This window comes from Rhodococcus sp. 3258, from assembly GCF_031456475.1.
Taxonomy (GTDB): domain Bacteria; phylum Actinomycetota; class Actinomycetes; order Mycobacteriales; family Mycobacteriaceae; genus Rhodococcoides; species Rhodococcoides fascians.
The window spans coordinates 921834-943506 of record NZ_JAVDUT010000001.1; the positions used below are offsets into that span (position 1 = coordinate 921834).

The window sequence follows — 21673 nt, forward strand, 5'->3', positions numbered from 1 at the left end:
GGCACTCAGCTCGCGGACAGGATCGAGATAGCGAAGATCAGGCTGTCGCCCTGCTCGATTCCGGCTGCCGGATTGCCGGTCGCGTAACCGTCGGCCGACGTCACCGCTACGGCGACGGTCGAGCCGACGGTCTGTCCGGCGATGGCTTTCTGGAAGCCCGCCACCACGCCGGTCAGTGGGAACTCGACCGGTGCGCCGCGCTCGAAACTGCTGTCGAACGTCGATCCGTCGCGTCCGTTGACGCCCAGGTAGCAGACGGACACGTTCGCGTCGTCGGCGACGATCGGGCCGTCCCCGGCCTTCAGCGTTTTCACCTGCGTCTCGGCGACGCTGAACGGGGCTTCGACGTCGACGGCCGGGGCCGCTGTATCCGTCGATCCGGTGACGGCGATGCTGCCGGTGTCGCCTGCCAGTGTCCACTCCGGGGTGGCCGACGGGTCGGGTGTGCCCGTGGGGCAGCTACTCGAAGCCGTCGCATCGGTGGAGGACGTCGCCGAGGACGTCGTCTGCGTCGTCCCAGAATCCGAGTCGGAACTGCATGCACCCGTCAACAGGACGAGTGAGGTGGTGGCGGCCAGGAACAGGGTGCGGGTCGAGGTGAGTTTCACGGGGCCCACGCTACAAGTGGCATACGGGGCCCCGTGTATCCCGTCAGATCGCGGAGCGGAACACCTCGGCGACCGGGGCGGACGCGCGGCCGATCAATGCCTGCAGGTCACCGGAATCGGTGTCGAGTTCCCCGCGGGAGATACCGGCATCCGCGCTCGCCAGCATGGTCGCCACGAAATCGGGCAGTCCTGCGCCCTGAAGAATCGAGGCGTACTCCGACTCGGTGACGTCCTTGTAGACGACCGGCTTCCCGGAGATGCCGGCGAGAACGTCCGCGAGTTCGGCATAGGTCAGGCGCTCGTCCCCGCCGAGCTCGTAGATCTTCCCGCCCTGGTTCTCGAGAGTCAGCACAGCCGCGGCAGCGGCGGCGTAATCGGCGCGTGAGGCAGCGGCGATCCTGCCGTTCCCGCCTGCACCAAGCCACACTCCACTGTCGATGGCCTGGCCGAGCGAGCCCAGGTAGTTCTCCCAGTACCAGCCGTTACGCAGAAACACAGCAGGAATCGGCGAGGCCGTCAATCGCTCTTCGGTGGCCTTGTGCTCCGGCGCAAGGCTGATGCCGGAGGTGTCGGCAGCGAGCACGCTCGTGTATGCAACGAGGCCCACTCCGGCTGCCTCGGCGGCGTCGATGACGTTGTTGTGCTGAGCAATTCGCTGACCGACCTCCGATCCCGAGATCAACAGCACCTTCTCGACACCTGCGAACGCAGACGTCAGCGCGTCGGTGTCGCTGTAGTCGGCCACCCGCACCACCACACCGCGATCGGCGAGTGCGGCCGCCTTGTCGGCGTTGCGTACGACGGCGACGATGTCGGCAGGCGCGACGCCGCGATCGATGAGTGCGGCGACGACGAGCCCGCCGAGATTGCCTGTCGCTCCGGTGATGGCTGTGGTCATGGAAAACGCTCCCGAGGTTGAAGTATCAAGTTCCGTTTCATCATGCACTTACTTTTCGTGCAGTGCAACATCAAAATTTAGCGCTGCCGGTACGGCCTGCGCTAACATGGAGAAATGTCCGAGGCCGTCGAATCTCTCGAAGCATCCGTCTTCGCACGGGAATGCGGGTCACGGCAGACGCTGCAGAACGCGACGAGCAGGTGGGGAGTGCTCGTCCTGGCGGCCCTCACCGAAAGCGACTACCGATTCAATGCCCTGCGCCGACGCGTCGACGGCGTCAGCGAGCGAATGTTGGCACAGACGCTGCAGACCCTCGAACGCGACGGCCTCATCGTGCGTACCGTGCTCGAGACCATCCCGCCCAAGGTCGAATACAGCCTCACCCCGCTCGGACGTGAGGTCGGATCACGGTTGACCGACCTCATCGAACTGATCGAGGGCTCGATGCCTGCCGTGCTCGAAGCACGCGCCGAGCACGACGCCCGCTAGTCAGCTGGGGGCGTCACTACACACCATTCGTTGCCCTCGGGGTCGAGTAGCACCTGGAACGACCCGGCCGCACTGGTGTGCCGGTCCCCCACCGCCGTCGCACCCAGACCTACTGCCTGCTCGACGGCAACGTCGATGCTGGGAACGTCCACGTCGAGATGTAGTCGATTCTTGCCGGACTTACCCTCGGGCACTCGCTGGAACGCCATCCGGGTGAACCCGGGAACATCGACGAAATGCCACGAGTCGTCGCGCACGACGGGCTGACCACCGAGCACACCCGCCCAGAATCGGGCCAGCACAGCCGGTTCCGTGCAGTCGAATACGACCTCGTCGATACGTCCGATCATGGAGCCATCGTAAGCACCGAGGGTGGGGGAACGCTGTTTACCGCGCTGTGATCATACCGAGATGCACTCGTGACCATGCGGATCTCTGAGCGCGTCGCTACGGGGTAACACTCGAGGAAGGTCGTCGGGGCGCACGAGCATGTCGATCCGGCAACCGCAGGAGCGCGGCACGCCCGGTGCCTGCGCCAAATCTTGGAGGCATCGACCATGTTCCATACCAAGAGAATTCTCGGCGGAGCGGCAGCATTCGGATTCGCCTGTACCTTCGCGGCCCTGGTGCCCGGCACGGCCTCGGCCGCACCGGTCGCCTGCACCACGGCACCCGGAGGGGCCGACGTCGCCGCGCTCGTCGGAGGTTCACAGTGCGACAGCTCCGCAGACGGCGCAAGTGCCGCAGCAGGAGTCGGCCTCGAGGGATGGGGCTCGGCGGAGGCGATGAACAACGCGGCGGCACTGGCCCTCGGTCTCAACGGCGGAACTGCCGTCAGCAACGCCGGCTTCGGCGGCGCGCCTGCTGCGATCGCCTTCGGTCCCGGTGCCATCGCGCAGAACACTGCGGCCGGCCTCGGACTGTCGATCGCCGTGGCTGCGCCGGGCTCGACGATAACCCTCACCCCCGAGGGTGCCGCCTGCAACGGTGCCGGCTTCGCCGGAAGCTTCACCACCCTGCAGGGCTGCATCGGCTGATGCCCGTCGTCGTCGGGGTGAAACACGACTTGCGCAGGCCATATCAGTGCCGCCGGGCCCAGGTTGATCTACAGTCTCACTGACTACAGTCTCGGTACGCGAGCCGGTGACGGCCCGCTGAACAAGGAGTTCGACGGCAATGATGTCCTACCTGCTCTACGACGTTCTGCTCCCCCAACTCGGCCACGACGTCGCGTCGTATTGGGCACACCTTCTGGTCATCGCCCCGATCTGACATTCGGATCCGGTGCTCACGAAAAATCCCCGCTCGGCTGCGTTGGCCGGGCGGGGATGATTCGTATGGGGTGACCGAAGATCAGACAGGCTCGGGCAGCAGCCGCGTCAACACATCCGACAGGGTGACAACGCCGATAGTGCGCGCACTGTCACCCGCCTCGGCCGACGGTTCGACGACCAGCGCCAGATGATGTCTGGTCTCGCGCATCGACTGCAGGGCGACGTAGACCGGTGTCGTCCGATCCAGCGTGTAGGCCGGGCGGGTGATCTCGGCGAGATACTCCGGCTCGGTCAACGTATCCCTCACGTGCACAACACCTTTCACTACGTCGTCGTCACTGACGAGGATGCGCAGATGGCCGCTGATCCGGGACGCCTCCCGCACGTCGTCGATCGACGCCGACGACGGTACCGACGTCGGCGCGCCACTTCCGGCCACCAGGTCACCGACGGTCAGATCCTGCAATTCCAATGCCCCGGATATCTGCGCCTGGTAGCTGGCGTCCAGGGCTCCCACGTTGACCGAGTGCTCGACGAGCTGACGCAGGTCGTCTGCGTTCTGCCCGGTGCCGACGGTGTCGGCCGGCTCGACGCCCACCTTGCGTAGGCACCAGTTCGCCATGTTGTTCAGGGCCGTCAGCACCGGACGCGTGAGAAACATGAACGCGCGCATGGGGATTGCGAGCATCGTTGCCGACTTCTCGGGATGTGCGATGGCCCAGGACTTAGGAGCCATCTCGCCGACGACCAAGTGCAGGAACGTGACGATGATCAGGGCCAGGACGAAGCCGAGGACGTCCGCGAACCAGTAGGGCAGGCCGATGCTCTCGAACAGCGGCGTGAGCCAGTAGTGCACCGCAGGCTTGGTGGTCGCGCCGAGCGCGAGGGTGCAGACGGTGATACCGAGCTGCGATCCGGCGAGCAGCACCGTCAATTCCGAGGAGCTGCGCAGAGCAGCCCGCGCCGCCCGCGAGTTGGGGGCAGCATCCTCGAGGCGATGCCGTTTGGCCGCAAGAAGTGCGAACTCCACGGCAACGAAGAAGGCGCTCGCAGCGATCAGACCGATGGTGACGGCCAGAAAGACCCAGAGGTTGCTCATCGGTGCGCTCCTGCAGTATCGGACTCGGCCGAATTCTCGTCGTGCTCGGTTGTCCGCTCGTCGATGGTGAGGGTCAGTAGTGACGGCACGTGACTGTCGATCTCCTGCACCTCGATCGTGACGAATCGAATCGGCGACTCGTCGTCGTTGGCGAGGTCCGCGTTGTCCGGCGGCAGATCGACCTCGATACGGGTCCCGATGTCGGGTAGCGAACCATGATGGGCGATGGCGAATCCCGCGATGGTCTCGTATTCACCGTCGGGGAGGTCGACGCCGATGGCGCGCTCGACCTCGTCGACGTGCACCTCCCCTGCCATCGTCCAGCTGCCGTCGTCGGCGCTGACCGGGCTCGGGTCGAGTACGCCGTCGTCGTGCTCGTCGGTGATCTCGCCGACGAGCTCTTCGGCCAGGTCCTCGATGGTGATCACTCCGGTGAGACCACCGTATTCGTCGATGACACAAGCCAATTGGTTCCGTGTCGCCCGCAGCTCGCGCATCGCGTCGGGCAGGCTCTGCATCTCGGGAAGGATCAGCGCATCGCGGGTGAGGTCTGCGATGGGGGTCGAATCCGGCGCGGTGGAGGCCAACACGTCGTGCAGATGCACCACGCCCACGATTCCGTCGGCCTCGTCGAGCACGGGGTATCGAGAATGCTCTTGGCCCATCAGTGTTTTCACCTCACCGAGGGTGTCGGTGTCGCGGACCGTCGCCGCACGCGAACGCGGGATCATGGCGTGTTCGACGTTGCGCGTAGGGAAGTCGAGAATGCGATCGAGCAGCGTCGACAGCTCGTCGGGCAGATCCCCGGTCTCCCGCGAATCCGACACGATGTGCTCGAGGTCGCGTGGGCTCGCCGAATGTTCCACATCGTGCACCGGCTCGATCTTGAGTGCTTTGAGCAACAGGTTCGACGACTGGTCGAAAATGGTGATGAGCCAACCGAAGAGCTTGAGATAGATGGTCGTCGACAGCGAGAGCCATCGAGCCACGGGCTCGGGGCGGGCGATGGCGAAGTTCTTCGGAAACAGTTCACCGAAGAGCATCTGTACGAACGTCGCGAACGTGATCGCCAGAACGGCACCGAGGCCGACACCGACTGCTGTCGGAACACCGACGCCGCCCAGTATCGCTCCGAACGACTGCCCGATCAGCGGTTCGGCGACGTAGCCGACAAGCAGGCCGGTGACCGTGATACCCAGCTGTGCACCCGAGAGCATGAACGAGGTCCGCTTGGTGACGGTCAGCGTGCGAGCTGCGACGGCGTCGCCGGCCTCGGCACGCGCCTTGAGCCGGGACCGGTCGACGGTCATGTACGCGAATTCCTGCGCAACGAAGTAACCGGTTGCGACGGTGATGAGAAAAACGACGAGCAGGCCGAGCAGAAGAGTGAGCAGAACGCTCATTCGCCGGACACCGCCTCGCACGTAGTAGCTGTAGTGCGGGGAGCCGTGTCCGGCCCGGGTTTATCGCTGTCCATGATTCCTCGAGGTCGAGTGGTGGGATATTTGTCCGATACTACCGGGTCACGGCGCTTTCACGACGAGGACGGGGACCGGGCTGTCCAACAGAACGCGCTGCACCGTGCTGCCCATCAGGAATTTGCCGACCGCCGATCTGCGCTTGGACCCGATGACGAGCATCCCCGCACCGACGTCGGCGACGAGATCGACCAGTGCGCCGGCCGGGTCGCCGCCATCCGGTTCGACGCGCACAGTCGTCGCAGTTCCGGGGAGAGTCCGCTCCACCTCGGCCTGCGCCGCGCTACGGTCTTCCGCCGATACGGAATCGCGGTCCACCACGGACAATACGATCAGCTCGGTCCGACGCAGCTCTGCCTCCGCGGCACCGCGCCGCAACGCTTCCTGCCCCTCGGGGGTGTTGCTCATCGCTACTGCCACTGCGCTGCCTACCGCTGTGTTCGCTGAAGACACGGTCTCTCCCGTTGCTCGAATCCACCGAAGATCGACCTCGATGTTGTGAACGGGACTAATCGGACAAACTGTATCTAACCTGACGCTGTGACACACCACACGAAAGGTCTCTGATGGCGATACCGCCCACGTTGCTTCGAACAGTCGGTGCCCTGGCGGTGGTGGGAGCGGTGACCGTGGCGGGTATCGACGCCGCTCGCAGTGCCAGCGGCTCCGATGCCCGAGCCAAACTGACACTGATCGCTCCGGCTGCTGCGGGCGGCGGCTGGGATCTGGTCGCCCGCGAGTCGCAGCAAGCGCTGCGCAGCGATGGCATCGTCAACAACGCGCAGGTGGTCAACGTTCCAGGGGCCGGCGGCACGATCGGCCTGAGCCAACTCGAGAACCTCAGCGGTCAGCCCACCACGGTGATGATCACCGGCACCGTCATGCTCGGCGGCATCGCGATCAACAACTCCGACACCACCTTGGCCGACACCGTGCCGATCGCCAAGCTCGCCGAGGACTTCGAGGTGTTCGTCGTCCCGAAGGACTCGCCGATCCAGAATCTCGAGGACATGATCGAGGCATGGCGAGCGAACCCCGGTGGCCTGCCGATCGGCGGCGGGTCGCTCGGCGGCATCGACCACATCGTGGCGGGCCAATTGGCCCAGGAAGCCGACATCGATCCGGCCGCAATCAATTACATCGCCTACTCCGGCGGCGGTGAGGTACTCACGTCGCTGCTGTCCAACACCGTCGGCGTCGCGGTCAGTGGATTCAACGACTTCCGCGATCAGATCGAAGCCGGCAACGTGCGTGCCCTCGCCGTGGCCGCGCCCGAGCCGCTCGAGGGATTCGACGTGGACACGTTCATCGAACAGGGCTACAACGTCGACCTCGTGAACTGGCGCGGAATCGTTGCGCCGCCCGGGATTTCGGACGAGGACCGGCAGACGCTCGTCGACATCGTCACCGAGATGGTCGAGACCGAGCAGTGGGCGACGGCCGTCGACCGAAACCGCTGGAAGGAATCGGTCGTCACAGGAGACGAATTCGGGGAATTCCTCGAGGTCGAGCAGGCACGTATCACCGGAATTCTGGAAGAGCTGGGGCTGGTATGACAACGACGACTCCCGACACCGCAACCTCCCGCTCCTTCTGGACGGGCCGTAGCGGCCTGATCGTTCCGGCACTGCTCGTCGCACTGGGCGCATTCCTGGTCTACGGAACCATCACGATGGATGTTCCTCCCACCGCCACCTCCCCTGGCCCGCAGGTCTTTCCGGCCATCGTCGCCGGCGGCTGCTTCGTGGTCGCCGTGTTGGTCACGATCCAACTCATGGTCAAGCCAGACGTCATCGATCGCGGCGTCGACGACGACGGCGTGCCGCACACCGGTACCGTCAGCAACTGGCGAACCCTGTCGATCACCGTCGGATCGGTGGCAGTGTTCATCGCTCTCCTCGACCCGCTCGGCTGGGTTCTCGCCGGTGCCATCCTCTTCTGGGGTGTCTCGGTCGGATTGGGTGGTCGCCGTTACGTGTTCGACGCGGCAGTCGCACTGCTGGTCTCGAGCGCCGTCCAGATCGTATTCTCCGCGGGCCTCGGCCTGACCTTGCCCGGCGGCGTTCTCGCCCAGATCTTCTGACGGAGCTGAATTTCCGATGGATTCATTGAGTAATCTTCTCGACGGGTTCGGCACCGCGCTGACTCCGATGAACCTGGTGTGGGTGTTCGTAGGCGCACTGCTCGGCACCGCCGTCGGCGTGCTACCCGGACTCGGTTCTGCTATGGCGGTGGCGCTTCTGCTGCCGGTCACGTTCACTCTCGACCCCACCGCGGCGCTGATCATGTTCGCCGGAGTGTATTTCGGCGGCCTGTTCGGCGATTCCATCTCGGGCATCCTGATGAACACCCCCGGCAACAGCACCGCCATCGCCGGTACGTTCGAGGGACATCGAATGGCCAAGAACGGCCGCGCCCCACAGGCTTTGGCGACCTCGGCCATCGCGTCGTTCATCGGTGGCATGATCGCCACGACCTTGGTCGTGTTCTTCGCACCGACGCTTGCGGCGCTGGCGACCAACTTCGGACCCGCCGAATATCTCGCACTCGCGGTGTTCGCGTTCATCGCCACTTCGGCGGTGGTCTCGGACTCCGCCCTCAAAGGTCTGACCGCACTGCTGATCGGTCTCACTTTGGCCGTGATCGGTATCGACGGTCCGTCGGGGGCTTCACGATTCACCTTCGAGGTACCTGCCCTGTTCGACGGCATCCACATCGTCGTCATCACCGTCGCGATGCTCGCCCTCGGTGAGGTCATCCACATCGCGTCGAAGATCGGGCGGCCCGAGGATCGGTCGTTGATCAAGTCGCAGGGACGACCGTGGCTGAGCAAGGCGGAGTTCCGCGAAGCACTCCCGGCCTGGCTACGCGGGACGGCATTCGGTGTGCCGTTCGGCGTCATACCAGCAGGCGGCGCTGAGGTGCCGAGCTTCCTGGCGTACGGCACCGAGCGTCGGCTCGATCGTAAACGCGAGAAGCCGATGTTCGGCAAAGGTGCCATTCGTGGTGTGGCAGGACCCGAGGCGGCCGGAAACTCCACGGCCGGTACGGCCATGGGAGCGCTACTGGCGTTGGGTCTACCGACGTCCGCCACGGCGGCGATCATGCTCGCAGCGTTCCAGCAGTACGGTATGCAACCCGGACCGCTCCTGTTCGAGCGCAGTGGAGACATCGTCTGGGCCCTGCTGGCCAGCCTCTTCCTGGCGATGATCGTGCTGCTGATCCTCAACCTGCCGTTCGCACCACTGTGGGCGCAGCTGCTGAAGATCCCGAAGAACTACCTGTACGCGGGTATCTCGGTGTTCGCCGCCCTCGGCGTTTATGCGTCCAGTGCGTCGATCGTGGATCTGATCTTCATGCTCGGGCTCGGCATCGTCGGATTCATGATGCGGCGCTACGACATTCCGCTCGCACCGGTGTTGATCGCCGTGATCCTCGGCCCACTCGCCGAGGAATCACTTCGACGCGCGCTGGCCGTCAGCGAGGGCGACCCGTCGATTCTGGTCAGTAGCGGCATCACCATCGTGCTCTACGCACTGATGATCATCGCCGTGGTGTTCTCGATCGTCAGCAAGATCCGCGCCCGCAAGACCGCCGACTTCTGAGTGCCCTCCGCGCAGTGGTGTGGCTCTGTTCCCGGGTCGTTCCGCAGGCTTCACTCCTGCGCGCCCGCAGGCGCATAACCACACCACTGCGAAGCACTCAGTGCTGCAGAGCCGGGTAATCCGTGTAGCCCTTGGCACCGTCGGTGTAGAACGTGCTCTGGTCCGGCTCGTTCAGCGGAAGATCCTCACGCCAGCGGTACGCGAGATCGGGGTTCGCGATTGCCGGACGTCCGACCACGACGGCGTCGCCGACGTTGTCGTCGAGCAGCGACAGCGCTTCGTCGCGAGTGGTGATCTCACCGAAGCCGCTGTTGACGAGCACGGCACCACCGAACGCCTGCCGCAGATCCTGTACCAGCTCGCCCGACGGATCCTTGTGCAGCACACTGAGGTACGCCAGACCCAACGGCGCGAGCCGCTCGACCAGCGCGCGGTAGGTGGCACGCACGTCGTCGGAGTCCGTCTCGAGCGCATCCTGAATGTTGTGCTCGGGCGAAATGCGGATGCCGACCTTGCCGGCTCCGAGTGCCGCGGCCACGGCCTCGACCACCTCGGCCACGAACCGCGCCCGGTTCTCCGGCGAACCGCCGTACTTGTCGTCACGCTGGTTCGAGGCGGGCGAAAGGAACTCGTGCAACAGGTAACCGTTGGCACCGTGAACCTCGACGCCGTCCATACCGGCAGCGACCGCATTCTTCGAGGCTTGTACGAAATCGGCAATCACCGAGGGCAGTTCGTCCTCCCGCAGTGCACGCGGGGTGGGGTACGCCTTCTTTCCCTCGTACGTGTGAGTCTCGCCGTCGATGGCGATGGCACTGGGGCCGACGACCTCACGGCCACCCGTCGTCGCCTCGTGGGTCACGCGCCCGGCATGCATCACCTGAGCGAAGATCAGCCCGCCGTCGGCATGCACTGCGTCGGCCACATTGCGCCACCCCTCGATCTGCTCGTCGGTCACCAGACCGGGCTGACCGGGGAAGCCCTGGCCCGCATGGCTCGGGTAGGTGCCTTCACTGACGATGAGACCGAGGGACGCCCGCTGCTTGTAGTGCTCGACCACCAGCGGACCCGGCACTCCGTCACGTCCTGAGCGCACCCGCGTCAGCGGAGCCATCACCAACCGGTTGTCGAGCTTCAGGTCACCGAGCGTCAACGGGGAAAACAACTTCATGGTTCTCTATCTCCTTACGAGTGCGTGCACAGTACCTGCCACTGATCACTCGAACGACCGAGATCCATGAAGCTATTCCGATCCGAGACATTGCTCACTCACAGGATGTACAGCATCTCCTGGTACGTCGGCAGCGGCCAGAGATCGTCGGCCACCATTGCCTCGAGGGTGTCGGCCGCAGAACGGACAGCCGCCATCGCAGGCAACAGTTCGTCCTTGGCGTGGGTGGCCTCGGCCAGAGCGTCGCCGCCCGGATTCGCTTCGAGGGCGGTCTTCAATGTCGCCAACGCTGCCCGCAGCTCCGACAGTGGAGCCGAGACTGCGTGCAGCGCAGTCATGTCCACGTCGTCGACGCCCGCGCCCTTGAGCGCACTGACGTTCTGCGCCAATTCCGTCTGGTAGCGCAGTGCAGCGGGAAGGATCGATGTCTGACCCATTTCCAGCGTCAACCGCGCTTCGACGAACACCGTCAACGCGTACTGCTCGAGCCCGATTTCGTAGCGCGAGTGCATCTCTCGGTGGTTGAACACCTTGTACTTCTCGAACAGTTCCATCGCCGACTCGGAAATCAACTCCGGCAACGCGTCGAGCGTCGTACGCAGGTTCGGTAGGCCGCGTGCCTCGGCCTCGATCTGCCAGTTGTCGGAGTAGCCGTCGCCGTTGAACACCACCGCGCCGTGTTCGGTGATGATCTCGGTCAGCAGATTCTGCACGGCGGTGTCGAAATCGGTGCCGTCAGCGACGGCCGCTTCGAGGTTGGTCGCCATGTAGTCGAGCGCCTCGGCCATGATCGTGTTGATCGTGACCATCGGGCCGTTGACGGTCTGCATCGAACCGGGGGCGCGGAACTCGAACCTGTTGCCGGTGAAGGCGAACGGGCTGGTTCGGTTGCGGTCGCCGGGATCGGTCGGCAGTACGGGCAGGGTGTCGGCACCGATCATCATGGTGCCCTTGCCTTTCGAGGATGTGGCTGCACCCTTGGCGATCTGGTCGAACACGTCGGCGAGCTGGTCGCCGAGGAAGATCGAGATGATTGCCGGCGGTGCCTCGTTGGCACCGAGGCGGTGATCGTTGGTCGCCGACGCCACCGAGGCGCGCAGCAGACCGCCGTACTTGTGCACCGCGCGGATGACGGCGGCACAGAACACGAGGAACTGCGCGTTGTCGTGCGGATTGTCGCCGGGCACCAACAGCGATCCCAGGTCGGAGTTGCCGAGCGAGAAGTTGACGTGCTTGCCGGAGCCGTTGACACCCTCGAAGGGCTTCTCGTGGAACAGGCACTCCATGCCGTGCTTCTTGGCAATGGTCTTGAACGTCGTCATCAACAGTTGCTGGTGATCGGCCGCGATGTTGCCGCGCTCGAACATCGGCGCGATCTCGAACTGTCCGGGTGCTACCTCGTTGTGCCTGGTCTTGGCAGGAATGCCGAGCTTGAACAGCTCACGCTCGGTGTCCATCATGAAGCCGAGCACGCGCTCGGGGATGGCACCGAAGTAGTGGTCGTCGAATTCCTGGCCCTTCGGCGGCTTCGAGCCGAACAGGGTGCGACCTGCATTGAGCAGGTCGGGACGGGCCAGGAAGAAGTGCCGGTCGACGAGGAAGTATTCCTGCTCCGGGCCACAGAACGAGACGATGTTCTCGATGTTCTCGTGTCCGAACAGCTTCAGGATGCGCTCGGCATGTCCGCCCATCGCCTGCTGCGAACGCAACAGCGGCGTCTTGTGGTCGAGGGCCTCACCGGTCATCGAGACGAACACCGTCGGGATACACAGGGTGTTACCGTTCGGGTTCTCGAGGACGTACGCCGGGCTGGTGACGTCCCAGCCTGTGTATCCGCGTGCCTCGAACGTGTTGCGCAGGCCGCCGTTGGGGAAGCTCGACGCGTCGGGCTCGCCCTGAATCAGCGTCTTGCCTGCGAATTCGGCGAGCGCACTGCCGTCACCGACGGGATCGAAGAAGCTGTCGTGCTTCTCGGCCGTCAACCCCGTGAGCGGGTAGAAGACGTGCGCGTAGTGCGTTGCGCCCTTCTCCAGAGCCCAGTCCTTCATCGCCGACGCCACCGCGTCGGCCACCATGGGGTCGAGCTTCTTGCCCTTGTCGATCGTGGCCATCACCGACTTGAAGACCGACTTGGGCAGTCGCTTCTGCATGACGACCTTGCTGAAGACGTTCTCACCGAATATCTCGCCCGGCTTCTCGTCTCCGACGAAGCTGACCGCAGGCGGCACGTACGCCTCGACGTCTTTGATCGCCTGCAGGCGGACGGTATTTCCACTCATGGCTACCCCTTGGCAAGGTGCGCTCCGCACCTGGTGTGTGCGGAGTCCGACTCGGCGACTGTACGAATGCCTCGTGGCGGTGGTGTTTCGTCGCTGTGTCCACTGCAATGCAAAACCGTCGGAAGGCAGGAGTTTCCTTCCACTTAGACGGGGGTAAGTCCGTAGCCAGCGTAATCAACCGGAAAGCGTGGCCCCATGACCGACGAACTGACCGTCCGCCGCGTGATCGACGCTCCTCCCGCCTCCGTCTTCACCGCGCTCGCCGATCCCGAGGTCCAGGCCGCGGTCGATGGCTCGGACATGCTCCGCGGCGCGATCGATCCGACGCCGCTGAACGCGGTGGGCGACACCTTCGCGATGGATATGTATCAACCGGAACTGGGCGAGTACGTCATGGAGAACACCGTGTTCGTGTTCGAGCAGGACCGACGCATCGGTTGGATTCCCAATCGCCGGGGCATGGAACCCCGTGGCACGCGGTGGTCCTGGGAACTCGAGGAGGTCGCCCACGACAGGACAGCGCTGACGCAGGTCTACGACTGGTCCCGCGTCACCGATCCGGAGTTCCGAAAGATGGCCGGCTTTCCGAGGGTGACCGAAGAACAGATCGTCGGCACGATGCGCCGTCTCGCAGAACACCTCGGCGTCACCGTCGAGAACTGATCCATCGAAAGAGAGAACCTCATGGTCGACGTCACCCGAACCTTCACCGCCGCTGTCGCGCTCGACAAGGCCGCGGCATTCCTGCGCGACTTCTCCAATGCGTCGACGTGGGATCCGGGAACCGAGAGCTGCACCCAGGTCTCCGACGGCCCGGTGGCCGTCGGAACCCAGTGGCACAACGTCTCGAAGTTGTTCGGAGTCACCACCGAACTGACGTATACGTTGGTCACCGACGAGCCCGATCACGTCGTGCTCGAGGGGAAGAACAAGACGGCAACCAGCGTCGACGACATCACGCTGACGGCCGAAGGCCCCGCGTCGACCCGGATCGACTACCACGCGCACGTCGAATTCAACGGTGCGGCAAAGGTTGCCGGCCCGTTCCTGAAGGCGGGCTTCGAGGCGAAGGTCGCTCCGGAGACCGTGAAGAAGATGACCGCCGCGCTGGAAAGACTGTGACCTCGGCGCTTCCAAGCTCAGTACCTCTCGGTCAATTTCGTTCCAGCGCGGGCTTTTTCGCGAGGACGGTGAAGTTGTCGGCAGAGGATTCGTGTCGGTCCGGCGCGATGCGTTCGCCGTCGTCGCCGTAGACGGCGATCAGTTCGAGGCCTGCGCCGGCCACCAGAGTGCGGACGTCGTCGAGGGTCGAGAAGTGCATGACGAGTGCGAATTCGTGGGCTTGCAACGGGGCCAGAGCCCACGATCGGTGATCCTCGGCTTTCGACCGATTGACGAGCCAGTTCCGCACGCCGCGCACCTGCGCAGACGGATCGAGCAGACGACGTCCGACGGCGACGAGAAGTGCTCGCAGCGAGAACTGTGGCCGAGTCGTCGGTCGCCGTAACTGAAACGGGCTCTCCAGATACGACCGACCACCTCGATTGAGCGTCGAGAAGACCACGACGCCTGTCTCGTCGGTCACCCGCGCGAATTCGGCCAGTACGCGGCGGCGTTGCTCGTGGGCCACGGTATCGAGTCCGTTGTTGCTGAAGACGACCAAGCCGAACTCACCGTCCTCGAACGCCGCCAGGTCACGAGCGTCGGCGACGTGCGCAGGCAGATCGGGAAAATTCTTCCGGAAAGCGTCGATCATGTTGGGGGCGTAGTCGATTGCCACGTAGCGGTCGGACAGCAATCGCAGCAGCGGCGTGGTGCGGCCGCTCCCCACACCCACGTCCAACACCGGAACCCCGCGGGCCAGGTCTGCGGCGGCGACCAAGGCTGCGGCCTCACCGCGATCGAGAAATCCGTCGGTGGGTCCCATGAATTCCACGTACGTGGCGGCGACCCGAGCATCGTCGAAAACACCCCGGTTGGAGTCGGTGGACATCTCGGACACCTCCCCGTTCACGAGCTGCGGACGTACCGCAACTGCCGACGACCGTACCGACGAATCCTGAGGCGCGCCTGAGGTGCTGCCCCGGCGTCTCGGCACAGGTATGGTCTGGTTCCCCTCGTCCGTGCATCATCGACATATGACGAATTCGTACGACGCGTGGCCCGAACTTCGAGTCGACAGCTGGGCGGACACGCGCGACACGGTGCAACTGTGGACCCAGATAGTCGGCAAGACCCGAATGGCGTTGTCTCCCCCGCTCAACCACTGGTGGGGAGTTGCGCTGTACGTCGACGCGTCGGGCCTGACGACGTCGCTGATGCCACTCGGGGATCGAGGCCTCGAGATTCGCTTCGACTTTCTCGCACACCAGTTGATCCTCGCCACCACCGATGGCGAGCGCCGAACCATGAAGCTCGAGCCTCGAACCGTTGCGGACTTCTACGCCGAGTACACCGATCTGCTCTCCGGGCTCGGCGTGGAGGCTCCGATCGTGGCAGTGCCGGTCGAACTGCCACACGTGACACCGTTCGCCGAGGACGTCGAGCACGCGTCGTACGACGCCGATGCCGTCCAGAAGTTCTGGCGAGCGCTCGTCAGCGCTGATCGGGTGTTCTCGGAGTTTCGAGCCGGCTTCCGCGGCAAATCCAGCCCGGTCCACTTCTTCTGGGGCGCTTTCGATCTCGCGGTCACACGATTCTCCGGAAGGCCTGCACCACAACATCCCGGTGGTGTTCCCAACTGTCCCGACTGGGTGATGCACGAGGCATACAGCGACGAGGTGTCGAGCGCCGGGTTCTGGCCGGGCGGGGCCGCGGAGGGCGCGTTCTACGCGTACGCCTACCCGAACCCGGACGGGTACGACAGTCATCCGGCCGTCACCGCCCCCGCGTACTTCGATCGTGATCTCGGCGAGTACGTACTTCCGTACGAGTCCGTCCGCACCGCCGAGGACCCCGACGCACTTCTGCTCGCCTTTCTCGAGAACACCTACCGCGCTGCCGTCGAGACCGCCCACTGGGACTAGCTCGGGTGGGGCGGTCATCGTTCCCCCCATTCGGGGGTATCCCACGGGTGACCCGGATCACTACCGTTCGTCGCATTCGGTATCGCACATATACCCGATACCCGACAAAAACGGAGGAACCATGACCGCTGTCTCGCCCGAGGATCCGGGCGTCGCCACTCCGACCCCACCGGCGGTGCAGACGAAGACGAGCGTCCGCCGAGTTGCGGTTGCCAGTGGTATCGGCACCACGATCGAGTTCTACGACTTCTTCATCTACGGCACTGCCGCCGCGCTCGTCTTCCCCACGATTTTCTTCCCGGCGCTCGGATCGACCGCGGGCACCGTGGCGTCGTTCGCGACGTTCGCCGTCGCGTTCATCGCCAGGCCCGTCGGTGCGGTGCTGTTCGGCCACTTCGGCGACCGAATCGGTCGTAAGAAAACCCTGATCTCGACCCTGCTGTTGATGGGGGTGTCCACCTTCGCGATCGGTCTACTGCCCGGCGCAGCCACCATCGGAGTCGCAGCCCCGATCATTCTGGTACTGCTCAGATTCGGGCAGGGATTTGCCGTCGGCGGAGAGTGGGCGGGTGCCACGCTGCTCACTGCCGAGTACGCACCGGCCGGCAAGCGTGGGTTCTATGCGATGTTCCCGCAGCTGGGACCCTCGGCCGCGTTCATCTTCTCCAGTGCGACCTTCCTCGCCACCGGCCTGCTGTTCGGCGATACCAACGAGACCTTCCTCAACTACGGGTGGCGAATTCCGTTCCTGCTCAGCGCTGTTCTGGTCCTCATCGGCCTCTACATGCGGTTGGCCATCGAAGAGACCCCGGTCTTTCGAGCCAACAAGCTCGCCGAGGAGCACGCTCCGGCGAACTCGGCACCGACCAAACTGCCGATCTTCGACGCATGGCGCATCCAGAAGCGCGAAATCATCACTGCGGCAGGCGCATTGGCATCCCTCTTCGCCTTCTTCTACATGGGGACCGCATACCTGACGAGCTACGGCACCAAAACCCTCGGGTTCGACCGCCCGTTCGTGTTGGTCACCGGGATAGGCGCTGCGGTGATCTTCGGTATTGCCATCGCCACCTCGGCAACCTACTCCGATCGCGTCGGCCGACGCCGGGTCATCATGGCGGCGTGCATCGTCGCGGTGCCGTGGTCGATAGCACTGTTCCCCTTGCTGGACTCGGGCTCACCGGTCGCGTTCGTGATCGGCATGTGCGTGACGCTCGCGATCTTCGGTGTTGCGTACGGCCCGACCGGAGCTCTGCTTCCGGAGCTCTTCCAGACCCGATTCCGTTACACCGGAGCAGGTTTGGGCTACAACCTCGCCGGCGTTCTCGGTGGCGCGATTCCGCCGATGCTTGCCGCACCGCTCACGGCCGCGTTCGGCAGTATCTCGATCGGCGTGATGCTGGCTCTGCTGTCGGTGCTGAGTCTGGTCTGCACCAAGAGACTGATCGAGACCAAGGATGTCGACATGGCGTAGGGGCCCACAACCCACACACAAAAGAACCGCGGCCACCCGGAAGTCGGGTGGCCGCGGTTCTTACCAGCTGTCCTGGAACGAGACTCAGTCGTCGCCACGGGGCGGCGGCTGAACGTCGACGCCACCGGAGTTGTGCTCCGGTCCCGCCGCGGGGTGCTCGGCCGGTACGCGACCGCGAGTCTTGGCGGCCTCACTGTCCTTGGTGGCACCCTCGGCGAACTTGCGACGCCAGCTCTCCTCGGGACGGTAGGGGCCCGGCTTCGGCCGAACCTTGCCACCCGGGAAGGCCAATCGCGCGATGGTCCGCTGGACCATGCCCCACTGCTGAAAGAACGGCCCGGTGTTGTAGGGCAATTCGTAGCGCTCGCAGATGTCCTTGATCTTCGGCGCGACGTCCGAGTACCGAGTGCTGGGCATGTCCGGGTACAGGTGGTGTTCCACCTGGTAGCTCAGGTTGCCGCTCATCAGGTGGAACAGCGGTCCGCCGTCGATGTTGGCGGCACCGACGAGCTGGCGAACGTACCATCCGCCGCGGGTCTCGTTCTCGACCTCTTCCTGGCTGAACGTGTATGCCTGGTCCGGGAAGTGACCGCAGAAGATGATGGCATTCGACCAGACGTTACGAATGATGTTGGCAGTGAAGTTCGCGACGACCGTCGAGAGGAACGTGCTCTCGACACCGCTGAGGCGACTGTCCAACAGGGCGGCCGTCCGGCGGTTCTTGCCGAAACGCGCGGATCCCCGCAGCTTGGACGCGAGGCGAGACCTCTTGCTCTCGGGTAGACGACCACCCGAGGCGAGCTGCGCCAGCGCGAATGCCCCGGCACTGATCAGCGGCCAGCCCACGTAGTCCTTGACGAACTGCTTCCGTGCCTTGACGCCGATGCCCTTGAGGTCCTCGACGAGCTCCTTGACGGGCTTCTCTCCGCGACGGATAGCCTCGATGTCGAGATCGTGCAGGGCGACGCCCCACTCGAAGAACGCCATCAGCAGCACGTTGTAGAACGGCTGGGCCAGGTAGACGGGGCTCCACTTCTGACGTGGATCGATACGCATGATCTCGTAGCCGAGATCCTTGTCCTTGCCGCGAATGTTCGTATACGTGTGGTGCACGTAGTTGTGGGAGTGCTTCCACGAGTTGGCGGTGGACGCGGTGTCCCAGTCCCACACCGAGGAGTGGATTTCCGGATCGTTCATCCAGTCCCACTGGCCGTGCATGACGTTGTGGCCGATCTCCATGTTCTCGAGGATCTTCGCGATGCCGAGGCATGCGGTGCCGGCCAGCCACGCCGGCTTGCTGGTGGAGCCGAGCAACAGCACGCGGCCGGCAACCAGCAGCTGACGCTGGGCTGCGATCACCGAGGTGATGTACTTGCGGTCCTTGTCACCGAGGCTGGAGTACACCTCGTCGTGAATGGCGTCGAACTCCTTGGCGAGTTCGGCGATCGTCTCGTCACTCAGGTGCGCCAGCGGGTTCACCGGCTCATCGGTGTCGGTGACGCGCCTGGTGGTTTCGTCGATAGACATACATTCCCCTGTTCGAATGGAAGATCAGAGTTCGATTTCGATGTCGCCCTCAGCAGTGTTGACACAGATCCGAACCGCTTGCCCCGTAGGTTCGGAGATATCCCCGTTACGTAGGTCACGTAAACGCCCCTTCCTCAGGGTACCTACGCACGTATGGCAGATGCCGATTCGGCAGCCGTACGTCAGATCCAGGCCGGCTTCCTCGCCCGCGGCGAGAATCGTTGTGCCGCCGTCGCACTCGACGTCCTTCTCGCTGTTGACGAAGCGCACGGTTCCGCCTTCACCAGCGTCGTCTCCACCGCCGATGACGGGCTGGAAACTCTCGTAATGGAAGCGTTCCGACTCGCCCTGGTCTTTCCAGTACGAGCGCAGATCGTCGAGATGCTCGCCCGGACCGGAGCAGAATGCTTCTCGCTCACGCCAATCCGGGACCAGTTCGTCCAGTTCCGACGCCTTCATCCGACCTTCGTCACTGGTGATACGTAGCTTCACCGTCAGTCCGCCGTGCTTGGCTTCCAGTTCCTCGAGCGTATCCGCGAACATCAACTGTTCACGGTTGTGCACCGAGTGCACCACGACCACGTCGCGGACCTGGTCGTGATGATCCAGGGATCGCAACATGCTGATGATCGGCGTGATGCCACTGCCGGCGCTGATGAACACCATCTTGTCCGGAACCGGACTCGGAATCGTGAACTCACCCTCGACCTCGCTGAGCCGGACGATGTCGCCGGTTCTGATGGTGCCCACCAGATACGGCGACACGGTCCCCGACGGCACGAGCTTGGGACTGACGCTGACCAACCCGTCCTCGGGGTCAGGATCGGACGTGAGGGAGTACGCCCGCCAGTGATAGCGGCCGTCGATGAGCACCCCGAGCCGTACGTACTGGCCCGGCGTGTGGCCCTGCCACTCGAAACCGGGACGGATGTACACCGACACGGCCTCGGATCCCTCGGGAACCACACGTTCGACTTTGCCGCGGAGCTCACGAGTGGTCCACAGCGGATTGATCATCGACAGGTAGTCGTCGGGCCGGAGCGGATTGAACAACGACCGGACTGCGCGCAGCATCGTCCGTCTCACAAAAGAAACCTGGGGCTTGGCCCCCCGTTCAGCCATACTCAACGGTAACCCCGGGCGGCCTGCCGCGCGCCGGAATTGCTCAGACTCGAATGAGACTGCTACACAACATGAACAGAACCGGGAAATACCGACCGGTCAGCGTGCTCGCGACACTCGGTCTCCCAAGGCGGCACTGACCTTGCCATACCAGCCCAGCGGCCGGGTACCTCGAGTGGGTACATCCGCCAACAACGCCTCGGCTGTTTCCTCGGCATCGATCTTGTTGTCGCCGATGCCACCGGTCGCCCCGCGCTTGGCCCACCCCACCACGTAACACCCGGGCACCGGAGTGCCGTCGGCCGCGGTGACGCGGCCGCCCTCGTTACGGATGGTGCCGGTGATGTCGTCGAACGGGACGCCCGGCGACGGTGTTCCGCGATAACCGATCGCGAGCAGCACCAGCTCCGTCGAGAGAGTGACCGCGTGTTCACCCACTCCCACCTCGATGGACTCCACCGAGCCCTGCCCATGCACAGCAGAAGGTGCCCGCCCGAAGGCGAACACGATGCGACGCCCGTGCGCGCCGGATCCGAGATCGACTCGGGCCGCACCGGCCAGCGCCGATGCGGGAGCGGACAACGGCAGCCGGTCGATCGCGTCGAAAATTCCGTCCGGTCCCGCCACGACGACGTCGACTCCGGCGCGATCGACGAGCGCCTTGCACTCCGATCGTGTGAATGCCGCGAACTCCGGTCCTCGTCGAGCCAGGACGACCACCTCTCGCACGCGATTGCGACGGAGCTCTGCCAACGCGTGTGGGGCGATCTCGGTTCCGTTCAGAGAATCGGGATCGGCCGTGAGAATGCGCGCGGCGTCGAGGGCGACGTTGCCGTTGCCGATGATGGTGACGCGGTCGACGCCCGTGAGATCGATGGCGTCGGCGGGGACGTCGGGATGCCCGGTGTACCAGCCGACCAGGGTGCGCGCGCTGACCGAATTGTCGAGATCGACACCGGGAATCTCGAGCGCTCGATCCTTGTCGGCACCGACGGCATAGACGACGGAGTCGAACTTTCGAGCCAGCTCGACGTGATCGACGTCCTTGCCCACCTCGATGCCGAGCTTCATCGTCACGCGTGGGTGCGCGAAGATTCCGCGAAAGTGCTCGCTGATGCGTCGAGTGCCGAGGTGGTCCGGTGCCACGCCGTAGCGCGCCAGACCGCCTGCGGTCGGCAGCCGGTCGTAGAACGTGATCGTGGTTCCCGGCACGCGCAGCAGGGCTTGCGCGGTGTAGCAGGCCGCCGGACCGGTGCCCACTATGGCGATACTGACCGGAGGCAGCTCGTTGACCGTCGCCACCGGAAAGCGCGGCTCACCCCACTCCGCAACCGCCGGCTTGTCGCGGTAGTAATCCGCGTTGATCTCGGCGTAGATCTGCTGGTCCGGAGTCAACCGGGACACCCGGGTGATCGCGTCGACCGGGCACGCATCCGCACACGCACCGCAGTCGATGCACGATCGTGGATCGATGTACAGCAGCTCGGTCTTACCGAAATCCGGCTCGTCGGGGGTCGGATGAATGCAGTTGACCGGGCACACCGACAGGCAGGATGCGTCGTTGCAACAGTTCTGCGTGATCGCGAACGGCATGGGTTATCGGATGTCCTTCACGGCCTCGAA

Annotated in this window: 21 protein-coding genes; 9 read left to right on the forward strand and 12 right to left on the reverse strand. The window is 64.4% G+C overall.

Annotation, left to right across the window (positions count from 1 at the left end; translation table 11 throughout):
- Positions 1–5 precede the first annotated feature (5 nt).
- Together J2X62_RS04230 and J2X62_RS04235 are read right to left on the reverse strand one after the other, a co-directional pair.
- A complete protein-coding gene (locus J2X62_RS04230) occupies positions 6–617 on the reverse strand; it encodes an FKBP-type peptidyl-prolyl cis-trans isomerase (protein ID WP_094621571.1) in 612 nt (203 codons plus the stop codon).
- Positions 618–651: 34 nt separating this feature from the next.
- A complete protein-coding gene (locus J2X62_RS04235) occupies positions 652–1506 on the reverse strand; it encodes an SDR family oxidoreductase (RefSeq protein ID WP_310177788.1) in 855 nt (284 codons plus the stop codon).
- Between the two features lie 114 nt (positions 1507–1620).
- On the opposite strand from J2X62_RS04235, the gene J2X62_RS04240 reads away from it, so the two are divergent.
- The gene (locus J2X62_RS04240) at positions 1621–1995 is read left to right on the forward strand and encodes a helix-turn-helix domain-containing protein (RefSeq protein ID WP_027495770.1); all 375 of its coding nucleotides are present in this window, start codon (positions 1621–1623) and stop codon (positions 1993–1995) included.
- Here the strand turns inward: J2X62_RS04240 and J2X62_RS04245 are convergent.
- Positions 1992–2345 carry a VOC family protein gene (locus tag J2X62_RS04245; protein WP_032366786.1) on the reverse strand — a complete coding sequence of 118 codons (354 nt, stop codon included), beginning with the start codon at positions 2343–2345 and terminating at the stop codon, positions 1992–1994. The genes J2X62_RS04240 and J2X62_RS04245 overlap by 4 nt on opposite strands.
- Before the next feature lie 207 nt (positions 2346–2552).
- Here J2X62_RS04245 and J2X62_RS04250 point away from each other — a divergent pair, with 207 nt between their 5' ends.
- On the forward strand, positions 2553–3032 hold the full coding sequence (locus tag J2X62_RS04250; RefSeq protein ID WP_032386402.1) for a DUF6764 family protein: 480 nt from the start codon (positions 2553–2555) through the stop codon (positions 3030–3032).
- A gap of 316 nt (positions 3033–3348) precedes the next feature.
- Here the strand turns inward: J2X62_RS04250 and J2X62_RS04255 are convergent, their stop codons facing one another.
- From J2X62_RS04255 to J2X62_RS04265, 3 genes are all read right to left on the reverse strand, one after another.
- Entirely contained in the window at positions 3349–4368 is a 1020-nt protein-coding gene (locus J2X62_RS04255) for a hemolysin family protein (protein ID WP_032374841.1), read from the reverse strand.
- Positions 4365–5771: a hemolysin family protein gene (locus J2X62_RS04260; RefSeq protein WP_094621569.1), complete on the reverse strand. Its 1407-nt coding sequence runs from the start codon at positions 5769–5771 to the stop codon at positions 4365–4367. Before J2X62_RS04260 ends, J2X62_RS04255 begins: the two co-directional genes overlap by 4 nt.
- A 120-nt stretch (positions 5772–5891) precedes the next feature.
- Positions 5892–6299, reverse strand: a complete 408-nt coding sequence (locus J2X62_RS04265) for a universal stress protein (protein ID WP_236253864.1) — start codon at positions 6297–6299, stop codon at positions 5892–5894.
- 113 nt (positions 6300–6412) lie between these two features.
- Between J2X62_RS04265 and J2X62_RS04270 the strand changes: the two genes are divergently transcribed.
- The 3 genes from J2X62_RS04270 to J2X62_RS04280 are packed head-to-tail and all read left to right on the forward strand — an operon-like array spanning position 6413 to position 9451.
- A complete protein-coding gene (locus J2X62_RS04270) occupies positions 6413–7402 on the forward strand; it encodes a tripartite tricarboxylate transporter substrate binding protein (RefSeq protein WP_032366791.1) in 990 nt (329 codons plus the stop codon).
- Entirely contained in the window at positions 7399–7929 is a 531-nt protein-coding gene (locus J2X62_RS04275; RefSeq protein WP_032366792.1) for a tripartite tricarboxylate transporter TctB family protein, read from the forward strand. Before J2X62_RS04270 ends, J2X62_RS04275 begins: the two co-directional genes overlap by 4 nt.
- Positions 7930–7945: 16 nt before the next feature.
- On the forward strand, positions 7946–9451 hold the full coding sequence (locus tag J2X62_RS04280) for a tripartite tricarboxylate transporter permease (protein WP_032366793.1): 1506 nt from the start codon (positions 7946–7948) through the stop codon (positions 9449–9451).
- Positions 9452–9548: 97 nt separating this feature from the next.
- Here J2X62_RS04280 and J2X62_RS04285 read toward each other — a convergent pair whose 3' ends face one another.
- Both J2X62_RS04285 and J2X62_RS04290 read right to left on the reverse strand, forming a co-directional pair.
- Positions 9549–10622: an alkene reductase gene (locus J2X62_RS04285; protein ID WP_027495761.1), complete on the reverse strand. Its 1074-nt coding sequence runs from the start codon at positions 10620–10622 to the stop codon at positions 9549–9551.
- Positions 10623–10720: 98 nt separating this feature from the next.
- Positions 10721–12901, reverse strand: coding sequence for a glutamine synthetase III (locus J2X62_RS04290; RefSeq protein WP_027495760.1), 2181 nt, complete (start codon positions 12899–12901; stop codon positions 10721–10723).
- Between the two features lie 195 nt (positions 12902–13096).
- Between J2X62_RS04290 and J2X62_RS04295 the strand changes: the two genes are divergently transcribed.
- Together J2X62_RS04295 and J2X62_RS04300 are read left to right on the forward strand one after the other, a co-directional pair.
- Entirely contained in the window at positions 13097–13564 is a 468-nt protein-coding gene (locus J2X62_RS04295; RefSeq protein ID WP_032386407.1) for an SRPBCC domain-containing protein, read from the forward strand.
- 21 nt (positions 13565–13585) lie between these two features.
- Positions 13586–14023, forward strand: a complete 438-nt coding sequence (locus J2X62_RS04300; protein ID WP_032386408.1) for an SRPBCC family protein — start codon at positions 13586–13588, stop codon at positions 14021–14023.
- A gap of 31 nt (positions 14024–14054) precedes the next feature.
- Here J2X62_RS04300 and J2X62_RS04305 read toward each other — a convergent pair whose 3' ends face one another.
- Positions 14055–14894, reverse strand: a complete 840-nt coding sequence (locus tag J2X62_RS04305; protein ID WP_032386751.1) for a class I SAM-dependent methyltransferase — start codon at positions 14892–14894, stop codon at positions 14055–14057.
- Positions 14895–15039: 145 nt separating this feature from the next.
- Between J2X62_RS04305 and J2X62_RS04310 the strand changes: the two genes are divergently transcribed.
- The gene (locus tag J2X62_RS04310; protein WP_032391895.1) at positions 15040–15927 is read left to right on the forward strand and encodes a DUF5996 family protein; all 888 of its coding nucleotides are present in this window, start codon (positions 15040–15042) and stop codon (positions 15925–15927) included.
- A gap of 121 nt (positions 15928–16048) precedes the next feature.
- Positions 16049–17401, forward strand: coding sequence for an MFS transporter (locus J2X62_RS04315; protein ID WP_027495755.1), 1353 nt, complete (start codon positions 16049–16051; stop codon positions 17399–17401).
- A gap of 84 nt (positions 17402–17485) precedes the next feature.
- Here J2X62_RS04315 and J2X62_RS04320 read toward each other — a convergent pair whose 3' ends face one another.
- The 3 genes from J2X62_RS04320 to J2X62_RS04330 all read right to left on the reverse strand — a co-directional run bounded on the left by J2X62_RS04320 (position 17486) and on the right by J2X62_RS04330 (position 21643).
- Positions 17486–18928 carry an acyl-CoA desaturase gene (locus J2X62_RS04320; RefSeq protein WP_167325366.1) on the reverse strand — a complete coding sequence of 481 codons (1443 nt, stop codon included), beginning with the start codon at positions 18926–18928 and terminating at the stop codon, positions 17486–17488.
- Positions 18929–18952: 24 nt separating this feature from the next.
- Positions 18953–20050 carry a ferredoxin reductase gene (locus J2X62_RS04325; protein WP_045842078.1) on the reverse strand — a complete coding sequence of 366 codons (1098 nt, stop codon included), beginning with the start codon at positions 20048–20050 and terminating at the stop codon, positions 18953–18955.
- Between the two features lie 99 nt (positions 20051–20149).
- Entirely contained in the window at positions 20150–21643 is a 1494-nt protein-coding gene (locus J2X62_RS04330) for an FAD-dependent oxidoreductase (protein WP_051365042.1), read from the reverse strand.
- Positions 21644–21673: the final 30 nt, after the last annotated feature.